Genomic DNA, 15,542 nt, shown 5'->3' on the forward strand with positions numbered 1-15,542 from the left:
CGCCTTTGCTGCGGACGATGGCCCATCGGGCCTGAGGACGCGGCACCCCACCGGTGGAGATGAATGCCTTGCAAGGGCTTGAAGAACCGCCGATCCTCGGGCACCAAGGCCGCATGGCAAAAACGACTTTCTCCTGTTCGGCCTGCGGCGCGTCGCATTCGCGCTGGTCCGGGCGTTGTGACGCATGCGGCGAGTGGAACACCATTTCGCAGGACGTACCCCTTTCGGCGGGTCCCGCCAAGAAATCCTTGGGCGGCAAACGCGGCCAGTCCATCGCACTCACCGATCTGTCGACCGAAGAAACACCCCCGCCCCGTACGCTTTGCGGAGTTGAGGAACTGGACCGCGTGCTTGGCGGTGGCCTTGTTCCCGCCTCGGCCCTGCTGGTGGGCGGCGACCCCGGTATCGGCAAATCCACCCTTCTGCTGCAGGCCGCGGCGCGCTTTTCCCGTGCGGGCGTCAAAACCATCTATGTTTCCGGCGAAGAAGCCAGCGCGCAGGTTCGAATGCGGGCCCGCCGTCTGGGGCTCGAGGACGCGCCGGTTCAACTGGCGGCTGAAACCAACCTACGCAACATCCTGACGACGCTTGAGGCTGAAAAGCCCGGTCTGGCCATCATCGACTCGATTCAGACCATGTGGGCCGACAATGTGGACAGCGCCCCCGGCTCAGTGTCACAAGTCCGGGCCGCAGCGCATGAATTGACAACGTTTGCGAAACGACACGGCGTATCAATCATCATGGTCGGCCATGTCACCAAGGAAGGCCAGATCGCAGGCCCTCGCGTGGTCGAGCACATGGTCGACACCGTGCTCTATTTCGAAGGTGAACGTGGCCATCAGTTCCGCATCTTGCGTGCCGTGAAAAACCGTTTTGGCCCCGCTGATGAAATCGGCGTGTTCGAAATGACCGGCAAAGGGTTGGCGCAGGTCACAAACCCCTCGGCCTTGTTCCTGTCGGAACGCGGCACCCCCAGCCCCGGTTCGGCCGTTTTCGCCGGAATTGAGGGCACCCGCCCTGTTTTGGTGGAATTGCAAGCACTTGTGGCACCGTCCCCGCATTCCCAACCCCGCCGGACCGTGGTCGGATGGGATAGTGGGCGGCTGGCCATGATCCTTGCCGTTCTTGAAGCACGCTGTGGCATCCCCTTTGCCGGGTTGGACGTTTACCTGAACGTCGCCGGAGGGATGAAAATCAGCGAACCGGCCGCCGACCTTGCCGTGGCGGCCGCATTGCTGAGTGCCAGAGAAGACACAGCTCTGCCCGCTGATACGGTGATTTTTGGAGAAATCTCGTTATCCGGGGCACTTAGACCGGCCCCACAGACAGAAAACAGGTTGAAAGAAGCCCAAAAACTTGGTTTCACATCGGCAATCGCTCCGGCGGGCGGCAAAACCGGTACTGTGGCAGGTCTGACACTCACCCGACCCTCTGATTTGGTGGGGTTTGTTGGCGAAACCTTCGGAGCAGGTTAAGGTAACGCCTTGAGGGGCTGAAAAAAAGTACAGGCGAGGGCCATGGAAGGTTTTACAATTATCGACGGGGTGGTTGCCCTGATCATCGTCGTGTCAGGCCTGCTGGCCTATTCGCGCGGATTTTTACGTGAGGTTTTGGCCATCGCGGGCTGGGTCGCAGCCGCCGTACTGGCCTTTATTTTTGCACCCCAGGCCGTTCCGCTGGTGAAAGAGATCCCGGTCGTCGGAGATTTCCTGCGCGACAGCTGCGAATTGTCGGTGATCACCGGCTTTGCCGCCGTGTTTGCGATCGCTCTGATCGTGGTCAGCATCTTTACTCCGCTGTTTTCATCGATCGTGCAACGCTCGGCCATTGGCGGGTTGGATCAGGCGCTTGGCTTATTCTTTGGCATCGCGCGCGGCATCTTGTTGGTGGCTATCGCCTTCTTTGTCTATGACACTGTTATGACCGGTCAATCTTATACGATGGTCGACGAAAGCCGTTCCGCCAAAGTGTTCGAACAATTCAGCGACCGCATCGAAGAACAAAACCCCGAGCAATGGCTGGGTTGGGTCACCCAACAATATGAAGAGCTGGTGGCAAGCTGTGGCGCCGGCACCGAGGCGCCAGAGGCATCGGAAACCACAGCACCGACCGCAACTGAATAAGAAAAAGCCCGGCATTGACCGGGCTTTTTTCTTGGCTGCCTTTCAGACGTATTCAGTTAAAAAACCTTCTCCACCGCAAACCGTGCATCGGGTGTTCTTCAGGCCAAAGCACCCCTCGCAGCGGCCCATTATGGGTTTGCCGTGGATATCGCGGCTTTTGATCACCTCGCCAGAGCCATTGCAAATCGGACAAGGCGACCGGCCCATGCCACGGCAGCGATGGCACCGGCGTTTTACTGGGTCTTCTTTTTTTCTTCCTTGCTTGTGTTCCCACATGGCTAACGTCCTATCGAAACTCATACACTAGGTAAAAAACCGCTACTTGCACCATGACAGCACAAGCATGCCTATATGTCACCTATTCCAGTCACCTTTCATAAAACGCACCTGCGACGATTGGTGAATGTGATCCTTTGATGACACAGGGCGCATTAGGCATTATGTGGAGGCCGAACTGACATGGAATCGGAGCCACCGATCTTGCTGTACCTGTTTTCTCTCGCGCTTGCTCTCGTGACATTGGCGCGTTTGCATCATCAGCCGGGATGGAAACAAGGCGCACTGGCATACCCATGCAGACGTTCAGATCATCACCTCTAGTCAAAACGTCATGGAAATTGGAGCCCGTACATGTGTGGGATTTTAGGGATCGCAAGCAGGACACATGATGTCTTTGCGGAAATCTATGACGGGCTGCTGATGCTTCAGCACCGGGGTCAGGATGCCTCGGGGATCGTCACCTATAACGACGGCTTCTTCCGTGAAAAGAAGGCAAATGGTCTGGTCAAGGACGTGTTCAACGCACAAGACGCCGAGACCCTTCTGGGTAAGATCGGCATGGGTCATGTGCGGTACCCGACCGCAGGATCGCTCAGCGCGTCCGAGGCGCAGCCGTTCTTTGTGAACGCGCCCTATGGCATCTATCTGGTTCATAATGGCAACATCACCAACACCGCCGAACAGCGTGAGAAGGTGACCGCCAAATACAGCCGTCACCTGCGCACCACGTCGGATTCGGAAATCCTGCTGAACGTGCTGGCCGACAAGGTTGCCGATGCGATCAAGGTCAACGGCAACGGCGAACCGATCCGCAACATCTTTGCCGGTGTGAAGATGACGATGGAGCGAATCCAAGGCGCCTATTCGGTAATCTGTCTGGTTGCCGGTGTCGGCATGCTGGCGTTCCGCGATCCTTATGGCATCCGTCCTCTTTCCGTCGCCAAGCGCGATGTGGACGGCGACGGCGACGATTACGCCTTTGCCTCAGAGGATGTGGCCTTTGGCATCAACGGCTTTGAAAAGCTGCGCGACCTTAACCCCGGTGAGGCCATTCTGATTGATCTGGATGGAAACATGCACACCTTCCAGGCGGTCGAAGGTCAACTGACCCCGTGTATCTTTGAATATGTCTACCTGGCCCGCCCGGATTCGCTGCTGGATGGCGTTTCGGTTTACAAAACCCAGATGCGCATGGGTCAGACGCTGGCCCGCCAGATCCAAGCCGCAGGGCTTGAGATCGACCGCATCATCCCCGTGCCCGACAGCGCCCGCCCCGTGGCGCTTGAGGTCGCCAAGGCCACCGGCATTCCATACCGCGAAGGTCTGGTCAAAAACCGCTATGTCGGGCGAACCTTCATCATGCCCGGCCAGGAAGAGCGCCAGAAATCGGTGCGCCGCAAGCTGAACGCCGTTCCGTTGGAGTTCCGCGATCACAACGTTCTGCTGATCGACGATTCCATTGTGCGCGGCAATACAATCAAGAAGATCGTGCAGATGTGCCGCGAAGCCGGGGCTAAAAAAGTGTACATCGCCAGCGCCTCACCGCCGGTAAAATTCCCCAACGTCTATGGCATCGACATGCCCACCAAGCATGAACTGATCGCCAATGGCAAAGATATCGAAGAAATCCGTCAGGAAGTCGGTGCAGATGCCCTGTTCTATCAGGATCTCGACGACCTGATCTGGGCGGCCAAAGAAGGCAACCCCGAGATCGAAGCCTTTGACTGTTCCTGTTTCGACGGCAATTACATCACCGGCAGCGTCAGCGATGACTATCTGGACAGTCTCGAAAACAGCAATCGGGTCAGCAAGAAACGCGCAGATATGCAGGTTCCGGGCGGCTCGTGGAACAGCGCGAAGCTGGCCTCGGGATAGGATATGATCCGAATCGACCTTGCTTTTTGGCCCGTTTCACCGATGTGATGCGGGCCTTTTTCTGTCTGCCTGGCAGGCCGCATCGGTAGATTTCCGCCACAACCCATCGGTGAAGAAATTGCAATCGCAAGGGCTTCGCCGCAATGCCGAATCCCCTTGGGAAGTGCTCGACCAACCGGGCTTTTCCTTTCTGATCCGGTTTGGTAGCCCGCTGGTTGCCAACCACTCAATCAAGGGGTCGGGCCGCTGTGGTCAGGCCGGAATACATGTCAAACGCCACTGTCAAAAGCGCGGCCACGCAAAAAGGCGTGCTGAAAAAAAGCTCTTTGTCTGTTCTGGGGGTCTTTGGCCCGAAATCGGACATGCGGGCCCTTATGCGTATGTCTTCGGGACGTGTGAAAGAGGTCAAGCTGGGCAGCCGCGTGTCGTCTGGCACCATCGTTGCCATTGATGCCGACGGCGTAATGCTGCGACAAAGCGGCCAGACCAAGCGGATCGTCATACCCGGCAGTTAATCTGTCTTGACGCCCTGCGTGCGGGGGTTCAAACCCCTGTCATGACCGATCAGACCAAAATTGCCCTCGTCACCGGGGCCTCTCGTGGGTTGGGCGCTGCCCTGGCCGAGGCACTGGCACCCGAATATCACATTGTCGCCGTCGCCCGCACCACCGGCGGGCTGGAAGAACTGGATGACCGCATTCGGGCCAAAGGCGGTGCCGCAACCCTGGCACCGATGGATATCGCCGACCCCAACGCCATGGCGACCTTGTGCCGGGGCATCCATGATCGCTGGGGCAAGGTGGATTTGTGGCTGCACACGGCCGTTCACACCTCGGCCCTGACACCCACGCATTTCATCGACCCGAAAGAGTGGACCAAGGCCGTAAATACCAACGCCACGGCGACGTCAGTTCTGATCCCCTATATTGCCCCCCTGTTGGGTGAAACCGGCCATGCCGTGTTCTTTGACGATCCGAAAGCCGGTCAGAAGTTTTACGGCATCTACGGTGCAACCAAGGCGGCGCAGATGGCGCTGGCACGTGGCTGGGCACAAGAGACCAAACGCACCGGCCCGAGGGTTTCAATTGTCGAACCTGCCCCGATGCCAACCGCCGTACGTGCGCGATTCCATCCCGGTGAGGATCGCGATGCGTTGACCAGCACGGCAGACGAAGCCGCTCGGATTTTATCTTTGCTGTAAGGAATGGCCCTTTGGGCCATGCTTCCGGCGTGAGTATTTGGAAAAAGATGAAGCGGGCGGGTTAGGCGATGTGCACGCCGTTGCGCCCGGCCAGATCGACGAAGAATTGCCAAGCCACGCGGCCCGACCGCGCGCCCCGCGTTGCCTGCCATTCGATGGCTTCGGCACGCAGGGTTTCAGCGTCAACCGACACGCCATATGCCCCGCAATAGCGGTCGATCATCGCTAGGTATTCGTCCTGATCACAAGGGTGGAAGCCCAACCACAGGCCGAACCGATCAGACAGTGAAACCTTTTCCTCGACCGCCTCAGACGGATTGATCGCGCTGGAGCGTTCATTCTCGATCATATCGCGCGGCATCAGGTGGCGGCGGTTCGAGGTGGCGTAGAATACGACGTTTTCCGGGCGCCCTTCGATACCCCCGTCCAGCACTGCCTTGAGCGATTTATAGTGCTGGTCGTCATGACTAAACGATAAGTCATCGCAGAACAGAATGAACCGGTGCGGTGCGGCACGCAGGTGATTCAGAAGGCGGGCGACTGAGCCCATATCCTCGCGCTGGAGTTCAACCAGCTTCAGATCTGGGAAATCCATCTGCAGCGTGCCGTGAACGGCTTTGACGAGGCTGGATTTCCCCATCCCCCGCGCGCCCCAAAGCAACGCGTTATTTGCTTTGAAGCCGGCAGCAAATCGGCGCGTATTTTCCAGCAGAGTATCGCGGGACCGGTTGATGCCCACCAGCAAATCCAGATCGACGCGGTTGACCTGCGTGACGGGCTCCAGCCGATCCGGTTCAACATGCCAGACAAATGCCGGGGCAGCCGCGAAATCGGGCGCGTCCAAAGGGGCTGGTGCCATCCGTTCCAGCGCGTCGGCGATACGGTTCAGGGCTTGGTCGTCCATTGGGGCCTCCGGCGTCATGTCTTGCGCGGTTCAAACCATGTTCGAAGCGGCGCAACAAGGGCCAGGCACGAAAAAGGCGCGCCGATTGAGCGCGCCTGTTTCATGGTTTTCAGCGGGGTTACTTGCTGTCTTCTTCCCGCACGATCTCTTCGTCGGCTTCTTCTTCGTCGTCATAGTAGCCGTCGGCACGCAGTTGCTCTTCGCGCTTTTTTTCGACCCGGGCGACTAGGAAGATCGAAATCTCATACAGGCCGTAGACCACCACAAACAGAATAACCTGCGTAATCACATCAGGCGGTGTCACCAGCGCGGCAAGCACCAGAATGGCAACCACTGCGTATTTCCGAACCGAGCCCAGCCCTTCAGCCGTAACCAGCCCCGCCTTACCCATAAGGGTCAACAAAACGGGCAGTTGAAAACACAGGCCAAAGGCCACGATAAACTTGATCGTCAGGTTCAGGTATTCCTGCGCCGAGCCCTGGAACACCACGCTCAGCGGAGCCGCAGTTGCGCCTTCGACCACGGCCTCTCCTTCGGCACCAAATTGCTGGAACCCGAGGAAGAAGTCATAAGCCAGTGGTGTTACGACATAGAACGCAAAACTTGCCCCCAGAAGGAACATGAAGGGCGAGGCCAGCATGAATGGCAGGAACGCGTTCTTTTCCGATCGGTAGAGGCCTGGCGCCACGAAGCGCCACATCTGCATCCCGATATATGGGAAGGCCAAGATAAAGCCACCCAGCAGCGAGACCTTGATAGCAACGAAGAACCCTTCTTGCGGCGAGATGAAAATCAACCCGCAATCCTGCCCGCGTTCGGCCAAAACTTCGCACAAAGGGTTAGTCAGGAAGTTGAAAAGCGGCGTGGCCACAGTGAAACAGATGATCATCCCAACCAAAAACGCCACGACGCAGTGGATCAGCCGCGTGCGCAGTTCCGCCAGATGCTCAATCAGCGGGGCCGAGCTGTCTTCGATCTCGTCGGTCTTTGTCATGTCTTGCTTTCAGTCTTCAGCGCGGCCTCGGCCTCTTCGGCTTTGGCTAGCGCATCTGCCGCTTCTTTGGCCTTACGCTCAGCCGCAGCACGGGCAGTTGAGGCCTGAATCTTCTTGGCTTGTTCAGCCCGTTCTGCGGCCAGCTTACCGGTTTCGCTGTCGGGGTCGAACTTGGTGGGATCGATGCTTTTGGCAACGTCCCGCGCCGCCTCGTTAACGCTGTCCATGGCGGTGCTGACGGGATTGGCGGCCGCGTTCAAACCCTTTTTGATCTCGTTCACACCTGCCTGATCCGCGGCCTCGTTCATGGCGCTGCTGAATTCGCGCGCCATACCACGGGCCTTGCCAACCCAGCGGCCAACATTGCGAAACAGAACCGGCAGGTCCTTTGGCCCCACAACGATCAGGGCAACAATGCCAATGACCAGAAGCTCGGTCCAACCCAGATCAAACATCTGCGCTTAGGCCTTGTCTTTGTCGGTCTCGGGCGTGACGTCCTTGGCCACTTCGGCAGCGTCCTGCTCCAGCTCGTCCGCGCCTTCTTTGACGCCCTTCTTGAACGAGGTGATGCCCTTGCCCACTTCACCCATCAACGAGCTGATTTTACCGCGGCCAAACAGCACCAGCACCACAACGGCGATCAGTAGCAGACCGGGAAGGCCGATATTGTTGAGCATGTCTCTTCTCCTTGTACGTCGACGCGTTGCGCCGGGAATGTGATCTGGGTCTGTGTCTACGCCTGCATGGCCCTGCGCAAAAGTGCGCCAGATCAATTCCGCGCTCAAAATTGATCCGATCACGCAATTTTTGCAGGCTGGCATTTCACAACTGACAGGTTTATGTCAGTTGAAGGACATTAGGAACAGGGCATCGAAACCTGGTCAACGGAGAATCAAATGACCCATGTTGCTGAAATCGTCACCTTCACCCTCGCCAACGGGACAACACCGGAAGAGTTCGTCAACCTCAGCCAGGCGTCCGAGGCGTTCGTTCGCAACGCCCCGGGTTTTGCCCACCGTCAGCTAAGCCAGGGTGAAGATGGCCGCTGGACCGACTATGTAATCTGGACGGATATGAAGGCCGCCAAGGACGCAGCGGCGCAATTCCCGCAGCAAACCTTTGCCCCGGCCTTGATGGCCGCGATCCAACCCGACAGCGTCCAGATGCGCCACGAGAATGTGCTATGGAACATGACCGCATAAACGCGGTCCGGGCGGCGTGCCATGCGCCGCTCTGATCGTCTGTTCGACATCATTCAGATCCTGCGCGACGGCAAACTGCACCGCGCGCAGGATATTGCGGACCGGCTCGAAGTGTCGGTTCGTACTATCTACCGCGATATGGACACGCTGGTGGCCTCGGGTGTTCCGGTAGAGGGTGAGCGTGGCGTAGGCTATATGGTCCGCGAGCAAATCACCCTGCCCCCGCTGAACCTGACCCCGGCCGAGCTTGAAGCGCTGAACCTCGGCATGGCCATCGTGGCCGAGGCCGCAGACCCCGATCTGAAGGCCGCCGCAGAAACCCTGGCCGACAAGATTGACGCTGTACTGCCCACCCAGGTCGTGGCCGAGGCGGACACGTGGAAATTCGCCGTCTACCCGTTTGCCGACGCTGCGCGGGGGCTGGCGCATATGGCTCCGATTCGGTCCGCGATCAAAACCCGGCAGAAACTGCACCTGTCCTATCGCCGAATCGACGGCGTTCTGACAGACCGCACCATTCGCCCTCTTCATATGGAGTACTGGGGCCGCGTCTGGACCCTTACCGCATGGTGTGAGTTGCGCGAAGGGTTCCGCGTGTTCCGCATCGACCTGATCGAAGCTGTCTCACCCCTACCGGAAATCTTCGCTGACGAGCCCGGCAAATCACTGAGCGATTTCGACCCGCACGCCTAAACCCGGCTGTCAGGTATATGGCCCGAAATGGGCCATTCCAATCACTTCAGATAAGGTTCCGGATCGACGGATTCGAACCCTTTGCGCACCTCGAAATGGACATAGGAATTGTCGCCGCCACGCAAGGATGCAATCTGTTCGCCTCGGCGCACGCGGTCGCCCTTTTTTACCGTGATCTTGTCAACGTTTGCATAGACGGTCAGCAGGTCGCTGTTGTGTTTAACCACTATAATCGGCACTTGATCCGCATCTGCGGTGATCGCCGCAACTGTCCCGGCTTCGGCTGCCTTTACCGCAGCTCCCGACTGTCCGGCGATGTCGATCCCTTCATTCTTGCCCTTGTCATAGGTACGAATGATCGTCCCGGTAACTGGCAATCCCAAGGCAGAATTACTTTGGTTTGTCGGAGCCTCGGCCGTCACGTCGGGCGCAGGTGTGGCCGGAGCGATCACCTCGTCCGGCAACGGTTGCGTGGCACTTGGCGGTGTCGGCGTGGGCGAGCCCTGGCCGGGTTGTGTCACATTGCTGGCGGGCACAGCCGCTTGTCTTGGAGCAGGCTGGTTCTTGATCGGGATTAACAGGAACTGATCCTCCCGCACGGTAAAGTCCGACCCCAAACCGTTCCATTCGGCCAGCGCATCCACTGGCACGTCGTAAAGCCGTGCAATGGTATAAGCTGTCTCGCCGCGTTTGACCTGGTGACGGATCGGCTCGGGCCCCGATGCCACAGGGGCCGGTGCAGGCGCGGCCGCAGGTTGGGCGGGCGCCAACGTCGATGTCCGTACCGAGCCATCTGCCGACGCCTCATCAATCGCGGTTCCGGCAATCGAGGCGATATCCACTGAACTGGTCGAACTGACCGTGCGCGGCAGGGCGATAACCTCGCCGTCGCGCAATTTGTCCGTCGGCTTGAGACCGTTGAACACGGCCAACTCTCCCTCGGGCAAACCGACGCGGGCAGCAACCGAGGCGACCGTATCGCCGCGTTGCGCAACGGCCACCTGATAGTTCGGATAGGTGATGACCCCGCGCGCATCCGGTGCTGGCCGGTTCGCGGTCACCCCGCGCGCGGCATCTGCGGTCGAAAATCCGCCGACCTGCCCGCGCAGATCGTAGTCCAGCGGGCCTTCGCACCCTGCCAGAATCGCCAAAGCCGCCACACCTGTCACGCAGCGGAGCATCGCTGATTTGGAAACTGCTCTCATTGTACTGTCCTCAACGCCTGCCCGTGTTTTCCGGGGTTCCGGCGCATGTTGCAGAATATTCTTTTACGCCCCGTCCCTGCCAAGCCCTTCTAACAAGGGCACGAAACGAACGGGTAACAATTCGTCATAGTCCAGACCGGTCTCGGTCCGCCTGACCCGGATCAGGGTCTGAACCGCATCCGACTGTCCCACCGGCAAAACCATGATACCGCCGATTTTAAGCTGCGCCAAGAGCGGCCCCGGAGGGTCTTCTGCCGCAGCCGTCACAATGATCCTGTCAAACGGGGCCTGTTCGGACAAACCAAAGGAGCCATCCGACAGCATCGCGGTGACATTGGTAAGCCCCAGCTCGCGAAACAGCGCACCAGTTTCGCGCACCAGTCGCTTGTGGCGTTCGACCGTATAGACCCGGCGCGCCAGTTTGGACAGGATCGCCGCCTGATAGCCCGAGCCTGTACCGACCTCTAACACTGTATCGCGCGGGCGTACGTCCAGCGCCTGTGTCATTAGCCCCACAACTGACGGCTGGCTGATCGTCTGCCCGCAGGCAATCGGCAAAGGTGTGTCCTCATATGCGCGCTCGGCAAACAGACCTTTGACAAAGCGACCACGGTCGACCTGCTCCATCGCGGCCAGCACACGCGCATCCGTCACCCCGCGCGATCGCAGGGCAAACAGGAACTGCATGATTGTTTCTGGATCTGGTCCGGTCATTCGATCGTCTTCAATGCCTCAAGCGCGTCATGCGCCGTCAGATCCGCGCGCATCGGCGTGACCGAGATGTAGCCCGCCAGATTAACCGCCGCATCCGTGCCCGGCGCGGTTGGGTTGTGCTGATACCCACCCTTGATCCACAGGAACCGCCGCCCCGAGGGTGAACTGTGCGGCTCGACCGAGAAATGCGTATCGCGGCGATATCCTTGCGGTGCGATACGGGTGCCCAGAACCTCGTCCGCGGGCACGGGCGGAAAATTTACGTTGTAGAATAGACGGTAATCGGCCTGCTCGGCCGGGGTCGCGTCCAATATTTTCCGCACCAACCCCGCCCCGAACCGGGTCGCGGCCTCGAACGGATCGTCCAGCCCCAGATTACGCGGACCAAAATATTGAGACAGGGCAATCGCCGGAATGCCCTGCAACGCGGCCTCCATCGCGCCACCGACAGTGCCGGAATACAGCGTGTTTTCCGCCGAATTGTTGCCCCGGTTCACGCCAGACAACACCAAATCGGGCGGCGCGTCCTTCATCACGTCGTGCAGACCGGCCAGTACACAATCGGCGGGCGAGCCCTCGGCGGCGAAACGCCGATCCCCCAGTTTGGCGACCATCATCGGATGGGTATAGCTGATGCAATGGCCGACACCCGATTGCTCGAACGCAGGTGCAACCACCCAGACTTCTCCGTCGGGCCCAGCCAGATCGACGGCAATCGCCTCAAGCGTGATCAGGCCCGGCGCGTTGATGCCGTCATCATTGGTCAGAAGAATACGCATTTGCCCCATCCACCGCAGCGTTTTGACCTTGATAGACCCGCCCCCGCGCGGCGGCAAGCAAAGCACGCCTGCAATCTGAGGCTTTCGCGCACCACTTGAGCCTAAACTACGTTTTCAGGCCCTAAATGGGGAAAACAAAGCACCGATCCCGGCGAATGGTCAGCCACATGACCCGTCCCGGATTTGGCACGAAAACATTCGGCACCGTGGCCTTCAGAACGGAACCATCATGGTCCATGCGGAACTCGACCAGGCTTTCGTTGCCTAAGAACCGCGCTCTCTCGACCGTGCCGCGGGCCGCAACGCCATCGGTTGCCGTCGGCAGCGGGCCTTTGCCATTGCGGTCAAAGTCCAACCGCACGTGCTGTGGCCGGAATACAATTTCAACATCTGTGCCGTCGGGAATGCCCGGCGCCAGAAACTGACCAAAGGGTGTATCGGCCAACGCTCCATTCACTTGCGCTTGCAACACGTTGACATCACTGAAAAATGCCACAGCCGCTTTGTCAGCCGGACGGGTATAGACGTTGTAAGGCGCACCTTGCTGCACGATCTTGCCGCGGCGCATCAGTGCGATCTCATCAGCCATGCGCATAGCCTCTTCGGGCTCGTGCGTCACCAACACAACGGCGGCATCTTCTTCCTTGAGGATCGCCAGCGTCTCATCCCGAATACCGTCGCGCAGCCGGTTGTCGAGGCCAGAGAACGGCTCGTCCATCAGCATGATCCGTGGACGCGGGGCCAGTGCGCGGGCCAGAGCGACACGTTGTTGCTCGCCCCCGGACAGGTGATGCGGGAATTGGTCGGTGAAGTGGATAAGATCAACTTTGCGCAGTAACTCATCAACGCGCGCGCGCTTTTCTTCTTTATGCCCCGTCAGGCCAAAGGCCACGTTGTCTGCAACACTTAAATGCGGAAACAGCGCAAAATCCTGAAACATCAGGCCGATCTCGCGGCGTTCGGGCGGAACCCGGAACACGGTGTCGCAGATCAGCTTGCCGTCGACATAGATCTCACCGGATTCCTGCATCTCAACCCCGGCGATCATGCGCAACGTGGTCGATTTGCCGCACCCCGAAGGCCCAAGCAGGCAAGTCACTTTCCCTGCTTCAACCGTCAAAGAGACGTCGTCAACTACAACCCGCCCCTCGTACCGTGCGTTAAGATTGCGAATTTCCAGACGAGGAGGAGTTACGTCTATTGTCACCGATGGGCCTCGTTGCCTTTTCCCGATCGAATTCATCGGGCTTAGGCGGGGATAGCAACCCCGCCCGTCCGGTGCAAGTGATCAGCAGCAACCGCCCGAGGTAGCCTCGCCGGTCGACGCGCTCGTGATCGCGCCGGTGGCTTCAAACGGGCTTTCGCCGCCGCAACCATCGAAGATGCCATAATGCGTCGAGAAATCACCGATAAAGTCGAAATGCCGCGCGAAACGGGTATCGTTCAACATCATCCATGTATTGCCGCAGACCGGAAACACCTTGCCTGTCTCGATCGCGTGGTGGTCATCCAGTTCGAACAGATGTGGCGCGTGCGGGATGGTGCCTTTGTAGATGACGGCCTGCCCGTAATCCTCGCAAGCGGGTTCCAGTTCGGACAGTTTGAACAGTCGATAAGTCGCCGACAGGAACTTCAGCGGTGCGACGCGTTCTTCCAGCACAGGGTTCTCGATGGTCAGCGGGCGGTGCGTGACGCGGCGTGGATCACCGAACCCCGCCTTGCGCGACATCGAAAGAAAATCGTTCCAATACAGTGCGCCGGACAGGCATTCGCCGTACAGCACCTCATCCTCGGCCATGGCCTGCGGTACACGACGGTCGGCGTAGACGTCCGAGAAATACATCTCACCACCCTCTTTCAGCAGACGATGGGCACCGCGTAGGACGGCCTCTTTGTCGGTGGCCAGATTGATCACGCAATTCGAGACGATGATGTCGAAGGAACCGGGTTCCAGGCCCAGCTCATCCAGCTTTTCGATGTAGCCGTGATGGAATTCTACATTGCTGGCAGCATGACCAAAGGCCTGCGCGTGGAAATCCTGATGCGCGCGGGCGACCTCTAGCTGTTCCGGCGTCATATCGACCCCGACCACGCGACCCTTTTCACCCACCATCGCCGACAGAGCGTAAACGTCGCGACCGGCCCCGCAACCCAGATCAAGGATGCTCATCCCCTCCAGATCCAGCGGCGCGATCAGGCCGCAACCATAGTAGCGCGTCAGCACATCGTCATGAATTTTTGAGAGGATCTTTTTAACATGGTCCGGCATGTCGTCGGGTGTACAGCACGCGTTGGTTTGCAAATCCGCGCTGCCCTGCAGGACCTCGCCATAGTAATTCTGCACTGATTCATGCTTCATCGCAGCACCCCTTTCCTCACTGGCTGCTTCGCAGCTAATGCAGCACTGCCGCCTCTGCAACCGCTGCTATCAATTTTGACAAAAGCGTGAGGGTCCTGTCCTAGCCCAGCAAGTCGAAATCGACCGAGGCGCGGACCCGCCCGTTCACCTGAATCTCTAGCCGATGCGCGCCGGGGACCAGCTTGAACGTGGTCGCATTGCCTTTCAGCTTGTGCTTCTTGGTCAGACTCAGCGCACCACCGCGCAAGGTCGCCTGCTTCAGCTTATGCACCTTGGCCGAAGTTTTGCCGCCAGGGCGTTGAAAGTGAATGATATAGTCGACCAGAACAGGTTGATCCCCCGCACCGTTCAGCGAGACATCGAACTCGAGCGCCCCACCAATCCGCGCCTCTTGGCTTACCAGCACGCTGGCGGTTATCTCGGCCTCAGGATCGAAGCCCAACATCTTCATGGCGCCGGGATGGCCTGCCTTCACCAGCCCCCGCAGCGTATGTGAGGTGATCCAGCGCAGTTCGTCCCGATCCTGTGTCCCGGTTTCGGACCAGTCCTGTAACCGGTCCAGCACCAGCGCAGGGTCTTTCTTGGTGATGTCGTTCAGATGGTTCGCCACAGACCGCGTAACATAGCGTGTTGGGTCACTATGCAGCCGGTCCAACAATGGCAGCGGGTCGGTCAGTTCCAGCCCTACCGCCTGCCCCCAAGGCAACCGTGGTCGTGTGCCTTCACTGACCAGACGGCGCACGTGATAGCTGTCATGCCCGCACCATAGTTCCATCCGCGCCAAGACCTGATCCGGATAGCGGTTGAGGAATGGGCGAATGGCCCACTCCATCGAAAACCGTTGGGTCAGTTCTTCAAGCACGTCCAAAGCCAGATCAGGATACTCCAACCCCATTGAAACGATCCAATCCCCCAAAGGCGCAAAGATGAAATCGCCGAAATCATCATCTGTTTTGGTTGGGTCCAAAGGCGGTGGCAGTGCGCGCAGAAGGGTTGGCGCGACAGTCGGCAGCTCTCCGGGTACGGCCTGTTGCAGGCAGTCGGCGATCCAGGCCATGCGCTCTTTCAGTTCAAGCTCCAGCAGCCGCGACATGACCTGCGCCTCGAAAGCCTTGGCATCAAAGGATGGATCAGCATCGGCGAAAAGGCCCGCTAAAAAACAGGTCTTTTCCGCATTAAACAACTGATCTTTGAGCGAGAAGTTCTGTGCCATG

The 15,542-nt window shown here is 58.9% G+C and carries 17 protein-coding genes; 7 read left to right on the plus strand and 10 right to left on the minus strand.

Annotation, left to right across the window (positions count from 1 at the left end; genetic code table 11):
- Positions 1–113 precede the first annotated feature (113 nt).
- The 5 genes from radA (at position 114) to ACR0M2_RS06185 (ending at position 5,478) form a co-directional block, all read left to right on the plus strand.
- Complete coding sequence (radA, locus tag ACR0M2_RS06165; protein ID WP_170348905.1) at positions 114–1,475, plus strand: DNA repair protein RadA; 1,362 nt, start codon at positions 114–116, stop codon at positions 1,473–1,475.
- Positions 1,476–1,517: 42 nt separating this feature from the next.
- A complete protein-coding gene (locus tag ACR0M2_RS06170; protein ID WP_170348906.1) occupies positions 1,518–2,123 on the plus strand; it encodes a CvpA family protein in 606 nt (201 codons plus the stop codon).
- 630 nt (positions 2,124–2,753) lie between these two features.
- On the plus strand, positions 2,754–4,277 hold the full coding sequence (gene purF / locus ACR0M2_RS06175) for an amidophosphoribosyltransferase (RefSeq protein ID WP_170348907.1): 1,524 nt from the start codon (positions 2,754–2,756) through the stop codon (positions 4,275–4,277).
- 266 nt (positions 4,278–4,543) lie between these two features.
- Positions 4,544–4,792 (plus strand): hypothetical protein, encoded by a 249-nt coding sequence (locus tag ACR0M2_RS06180; protein WP_170358760.1) that lies wholly within the window; start codon positions 4,544–4,546, stop codon positions 4,790–4,792.
- A gap of 41 nt (positions 4,793–4,833) precedes the next feature.
- Positions 4,834–5,478, plus strand: a complete 645-nt coding sequence (locus ACR0M2_RS06185; RefSeq protein WP_170348909.1) for an SDR family NAD(P)-dependent oxidoreductase — start codon at positions 4,834–4,836, stop codon at positions 5,476–5,478.
- 61 nt (positions 5,479–5,539) lie between these two features.
- Here ACR0M2_RS06185 and ACR0M2_RS06190 read toward each other — a convergent pair whose 3' ends face one another.
- From ACR0M2_RS06190 to ACR0M2_RS06205, 4 genes are all read right to left on the minus strand, one after another.
- Positions 5,540–6,382: an ATP-binding protein gene (locus tag ACR0M2_RS06190; protein ID WP_480704299.1), complete on the minus strand. Its 843-nt coding sequence runs from the start codon at positions 6,380–6,382 to the stop codon at positions 5,540–5,542.
- Between the two features lie 118 nt (positions 6,383–6,500).
- Entirely contained in the window at positions 6,501–7,376 is an 876-nt protein-coding gene (gene tatC / locus ACR0M2_RS06195) for a twin-arginine translocase subunit TatC (protein WP_170348911.1), read from the minus strand.
- Entirely contained in the window at positions 7,373–7,831 is a 459-nt protein-coding gene (gene tatB / locus ACR0M2_RS06200) for a Sec-independent protein translocase protein TatB (protein ID WP_170348912.1), read from the minus strand. Before tatB ends, tatC begins: the two co-directional genes overlap by 4 nt.
- Positions 7,832–7,837: 6 nt before the next feature.
- The gene (locus tag ACR0M2_RS06205; protein WP_170348913.1) at positions 7,838–8,053 is read right to left on the minus strand and encodes a twin-arginine translocase TatA/TatE family subunit; all 216 of its coding nucleotides are present in this window, start codon (positions 8,051–8,053) and stop codon (positions 7,838–7,840) included.
- 219 nt (positions 8,054–8,272) lie between these two features.
- Here ACR0M2_RS06205 and ACR0M2_RS06210 point away from each other — a divergent pair, with 219 nt between their 5' ends.
- Both ACR0M2_RS06210 and ACR0M2_RS06215 read left to right on the plus strand, forming a co-directional pair.
- The gene (locus tag ACR0M2_RS06210; RefSeq protein WP_480688083.1) at positions 8,273–8,578 is read left to right on the plus strand and encodes a hypothetical protein; all 306 of its coding nucleotides are present in this window, start codon (positions 8,273–8,275) and stop codon (positions 8,576–8,578) included.
- A gap of 21 nt (positions 8,579–8,599) precedes the next feature.
- A complete protein-coding gene (locus ACR0M2_RS06215) occupies positions 8,600–9,271 on the plus strand; it encodes a helix-turn-helix transcriptional regulator (RefSeq protein ID WP_480646898.1) in 672 nt (223 codons plus the stop codon).
- A gap of 41 nt (positions 9,272–9,312) precedes the next feature.
- Here ACR0M2_RS06215 and ACR0M2_RS06220 read toward each other — a convergent pair whose 3' ends face one another.
- The 6 genes from ACR0M2_RS06220 to ACR0M2_RS06245 form a co-directional block, all read right to left on the minus strand.
- Positions 9,313–10,476, minus strand: coding sequence for a peptidoglycan DD-metalloendopeptidase family protein (locus ACR0M2_RS06220; RefSeq protein WP_480688085.1), 1,164 nt, complete (start codon positions 10,474–10,476; stop codon positions 9,313–9,315).
- Positions 10,477–10,539: 63 nt separating this feature from the next.
- Positions 10,540–11,190, minus strand: coding sequence for a protein-L-isoaspartate(D-aspartate) O-methyltransferase (locus ACR0M2_RS06225; RefSeq protein ID WP_170348917.1), 651 nt, complete (start codon positions 11,188–11,190; stop codon positions 10,540–10,542).
- The gene (gene surE / locus ACR0M2_RS06230) at positions 11,187–11,969 is read right to left on the minus strand and encodes a 5'/3'-nucleotidase SurE (RefSeq protein ID WP_480704300.1); all 783 of its coding nucleotides are present in this window, start codon (positions 11,967–11,969) and stop codon (positions 11,187–11,189) included. The genes ACR0M2_RS06225 and surE overlap by 4 nt, the downstream gene beginning before the upstream one ends.
- A 121-nt stretch (positions 11,970–12,090) precedes the next feature.
- Positions 12,091–13,212, minus strand: coding sequence for an ABC transporter ATP-binding protein (locus ACR0M2_RS06235; protein ID WP_480704301.1), 1,122 nt, complete (start codon positions 13,210–13,212; stop codon positions 12,091–12,093).
- Positions 13,213–13,257: 45 nt separating this feature from the next.
- Complete coding sequence (locus ACR0M2_RS06240) at positions 13,258–14,328, minus strand: methyltransferase domain-containing protein (protein ID WP_480704302.1); 1,071 nt, start codon at positions 14,326–14,328, stop codon at positions 13,258–13,260.
- Between the two features lie 100 nt (positions 14,329–14,428).
- The gene (locus ACR0M2_RS06245) at positions 14,429–15,541 is read right to left on the minus strand and encodes a DNA alkylation repair protein (protein ID WP_480704303.1); all 1,113 of its coding nucleotides are present in this window, start codon (positions 15,539–15,541) and stop codon (positions 14,429–14,431) included.
- Position 15,542: the final 1 nt, after the last annotated feature.

Source organism: Ruegeria sp. BE10 (genome assembly GCF_056538905.1).

What these genes read in the sequence shown, in the direction of transcription:
- ACR0M2_RS06180 (WP_170358760.1), top strand. Translation starts at nt 4,544, where the DNA reads ATGTCAAACGCCACTGTCAAAAGCGCGGCCACGCAAAAAGGCGTGCTG.
- ACR0M2_RS06190 (WP_480704299.1), bottom strand. Translation starts at nt 6,382, where the DNA reads ATGGACGACCAAGCCCTGAACCGTATCGCCGACGCGCTGGAACGGATG.
- ACR0M2_RS06210 (WP_480688083.1), top strand. Translation starts at nt 8,273, where the DNA reads ATGACCCATGTTGCTGAAATCGTCACCTTCACCCTCGCCAACGGGACA.
- purF (WP_170348907.1), top strand. Translation starts at nt 2,754, where the DNA reads ATGTGTGGGATTTTAGGGATCGCAAGCAGGACACATGATGTCTTTGCG.
- tatC (WP_170348911.1), bottom strand. Translation starts at nt 7,376, where the DNA reads ATGACAAAGACCGACGAGATCGAAGACAGCTCGGCCCCGCTGATTGAG.
- radA (WP_170348905.1), top strand. Translation starts at nt 114, where the DNA reads ATGGCAAAAACGACTTTCTCCTGTTCGGCCTGCGGCGCGTCGCATTCG.
- ACR0M2_RS06235 (WP_480704301.1), bottom strand. Translation starts at nt 13,212, where the DNA reads ATGAATTCGATCGGGAAAAGGCAACGAGGCCCATCGGTGACAATAGAC.
- ACR0M2_RS06220 (WP_480688085.1), bottom strand. Translation starts at nt 10,476, where the DNA reads ATGAGAGCAGTTTCCAAATCAGCGATGCTCCGCTGCGTGACAGGTGTG.
- ACR0M2_RS06205 (WP_170348913.1), bottom strand. Translation starts at nt 8,053, where the DNA reads ATGCTCAACAATATCGGCCTTCCCGGTCTGCTACTGATCGCCGTTGTG.
- ACR0M2_RS06245 (WP_480704303.1), bottom strand. Translation starts at nt 15,541, where the DNA reads ATGGCACAGAACTTCTCGCTCAAAGATCAGTTGTTTAATGCGGAAAAG.
- ACR0M2_RS06225 (WP_170348917.1), bottom strand. Translation starts at nt 11,190, where the DNA reads ATGACCGGACCAGATCCAGAAACAATCATGCAGTTCCTGTTTGCCCTG.
- ACR0M2_RS06170 (WP_170348906.1), top strand. Translation starts at nt 1,518, where the DNA reads ATGGAAGGTTTTACAATTATCGACGGGGTGGTTGCCCTGATCATCGTC.
- ACR0M2_RS06215 (WP_480646898.1), top strand. Translation starts at nt 8,600, where the DNA reads ATGCGCCGCTCTGATCGTCTGTTCGACATCATTCAGATCCTGCGCGAC.
- ACR0M2_RS06185 (WP_170348909.1), top strand. Translation starts at nt 4,834, where the DNA reads ATGACCGATCAGACCAAAATTGCCCTCGTCACCGGGGCCTCTCGTGGG.
- ACR0M2_RS06240 (WP_480704302.1), bottom strand. Translation starts at nt 14,328, where the DNA reads ATGAAGCATGAATCAGTGCAGAATTACTATGGCGAGGTCCTGCAGGGC.
- tatB (WP_170348912.1), bottom strand. Translation starts at nt 7,831, where the DNA reads ATGTTTGATCTGGGTTGGACCGAGCTTCTGGTCATTGGCATTGTTGCC.
- surE (WP_480704300.1), bottom strand. Translation starts at nt 11,969, where the DNA reads ATGCGTATTCTTCTGACCAATGATGACGGCATCAACGCGCCGGGCCTG.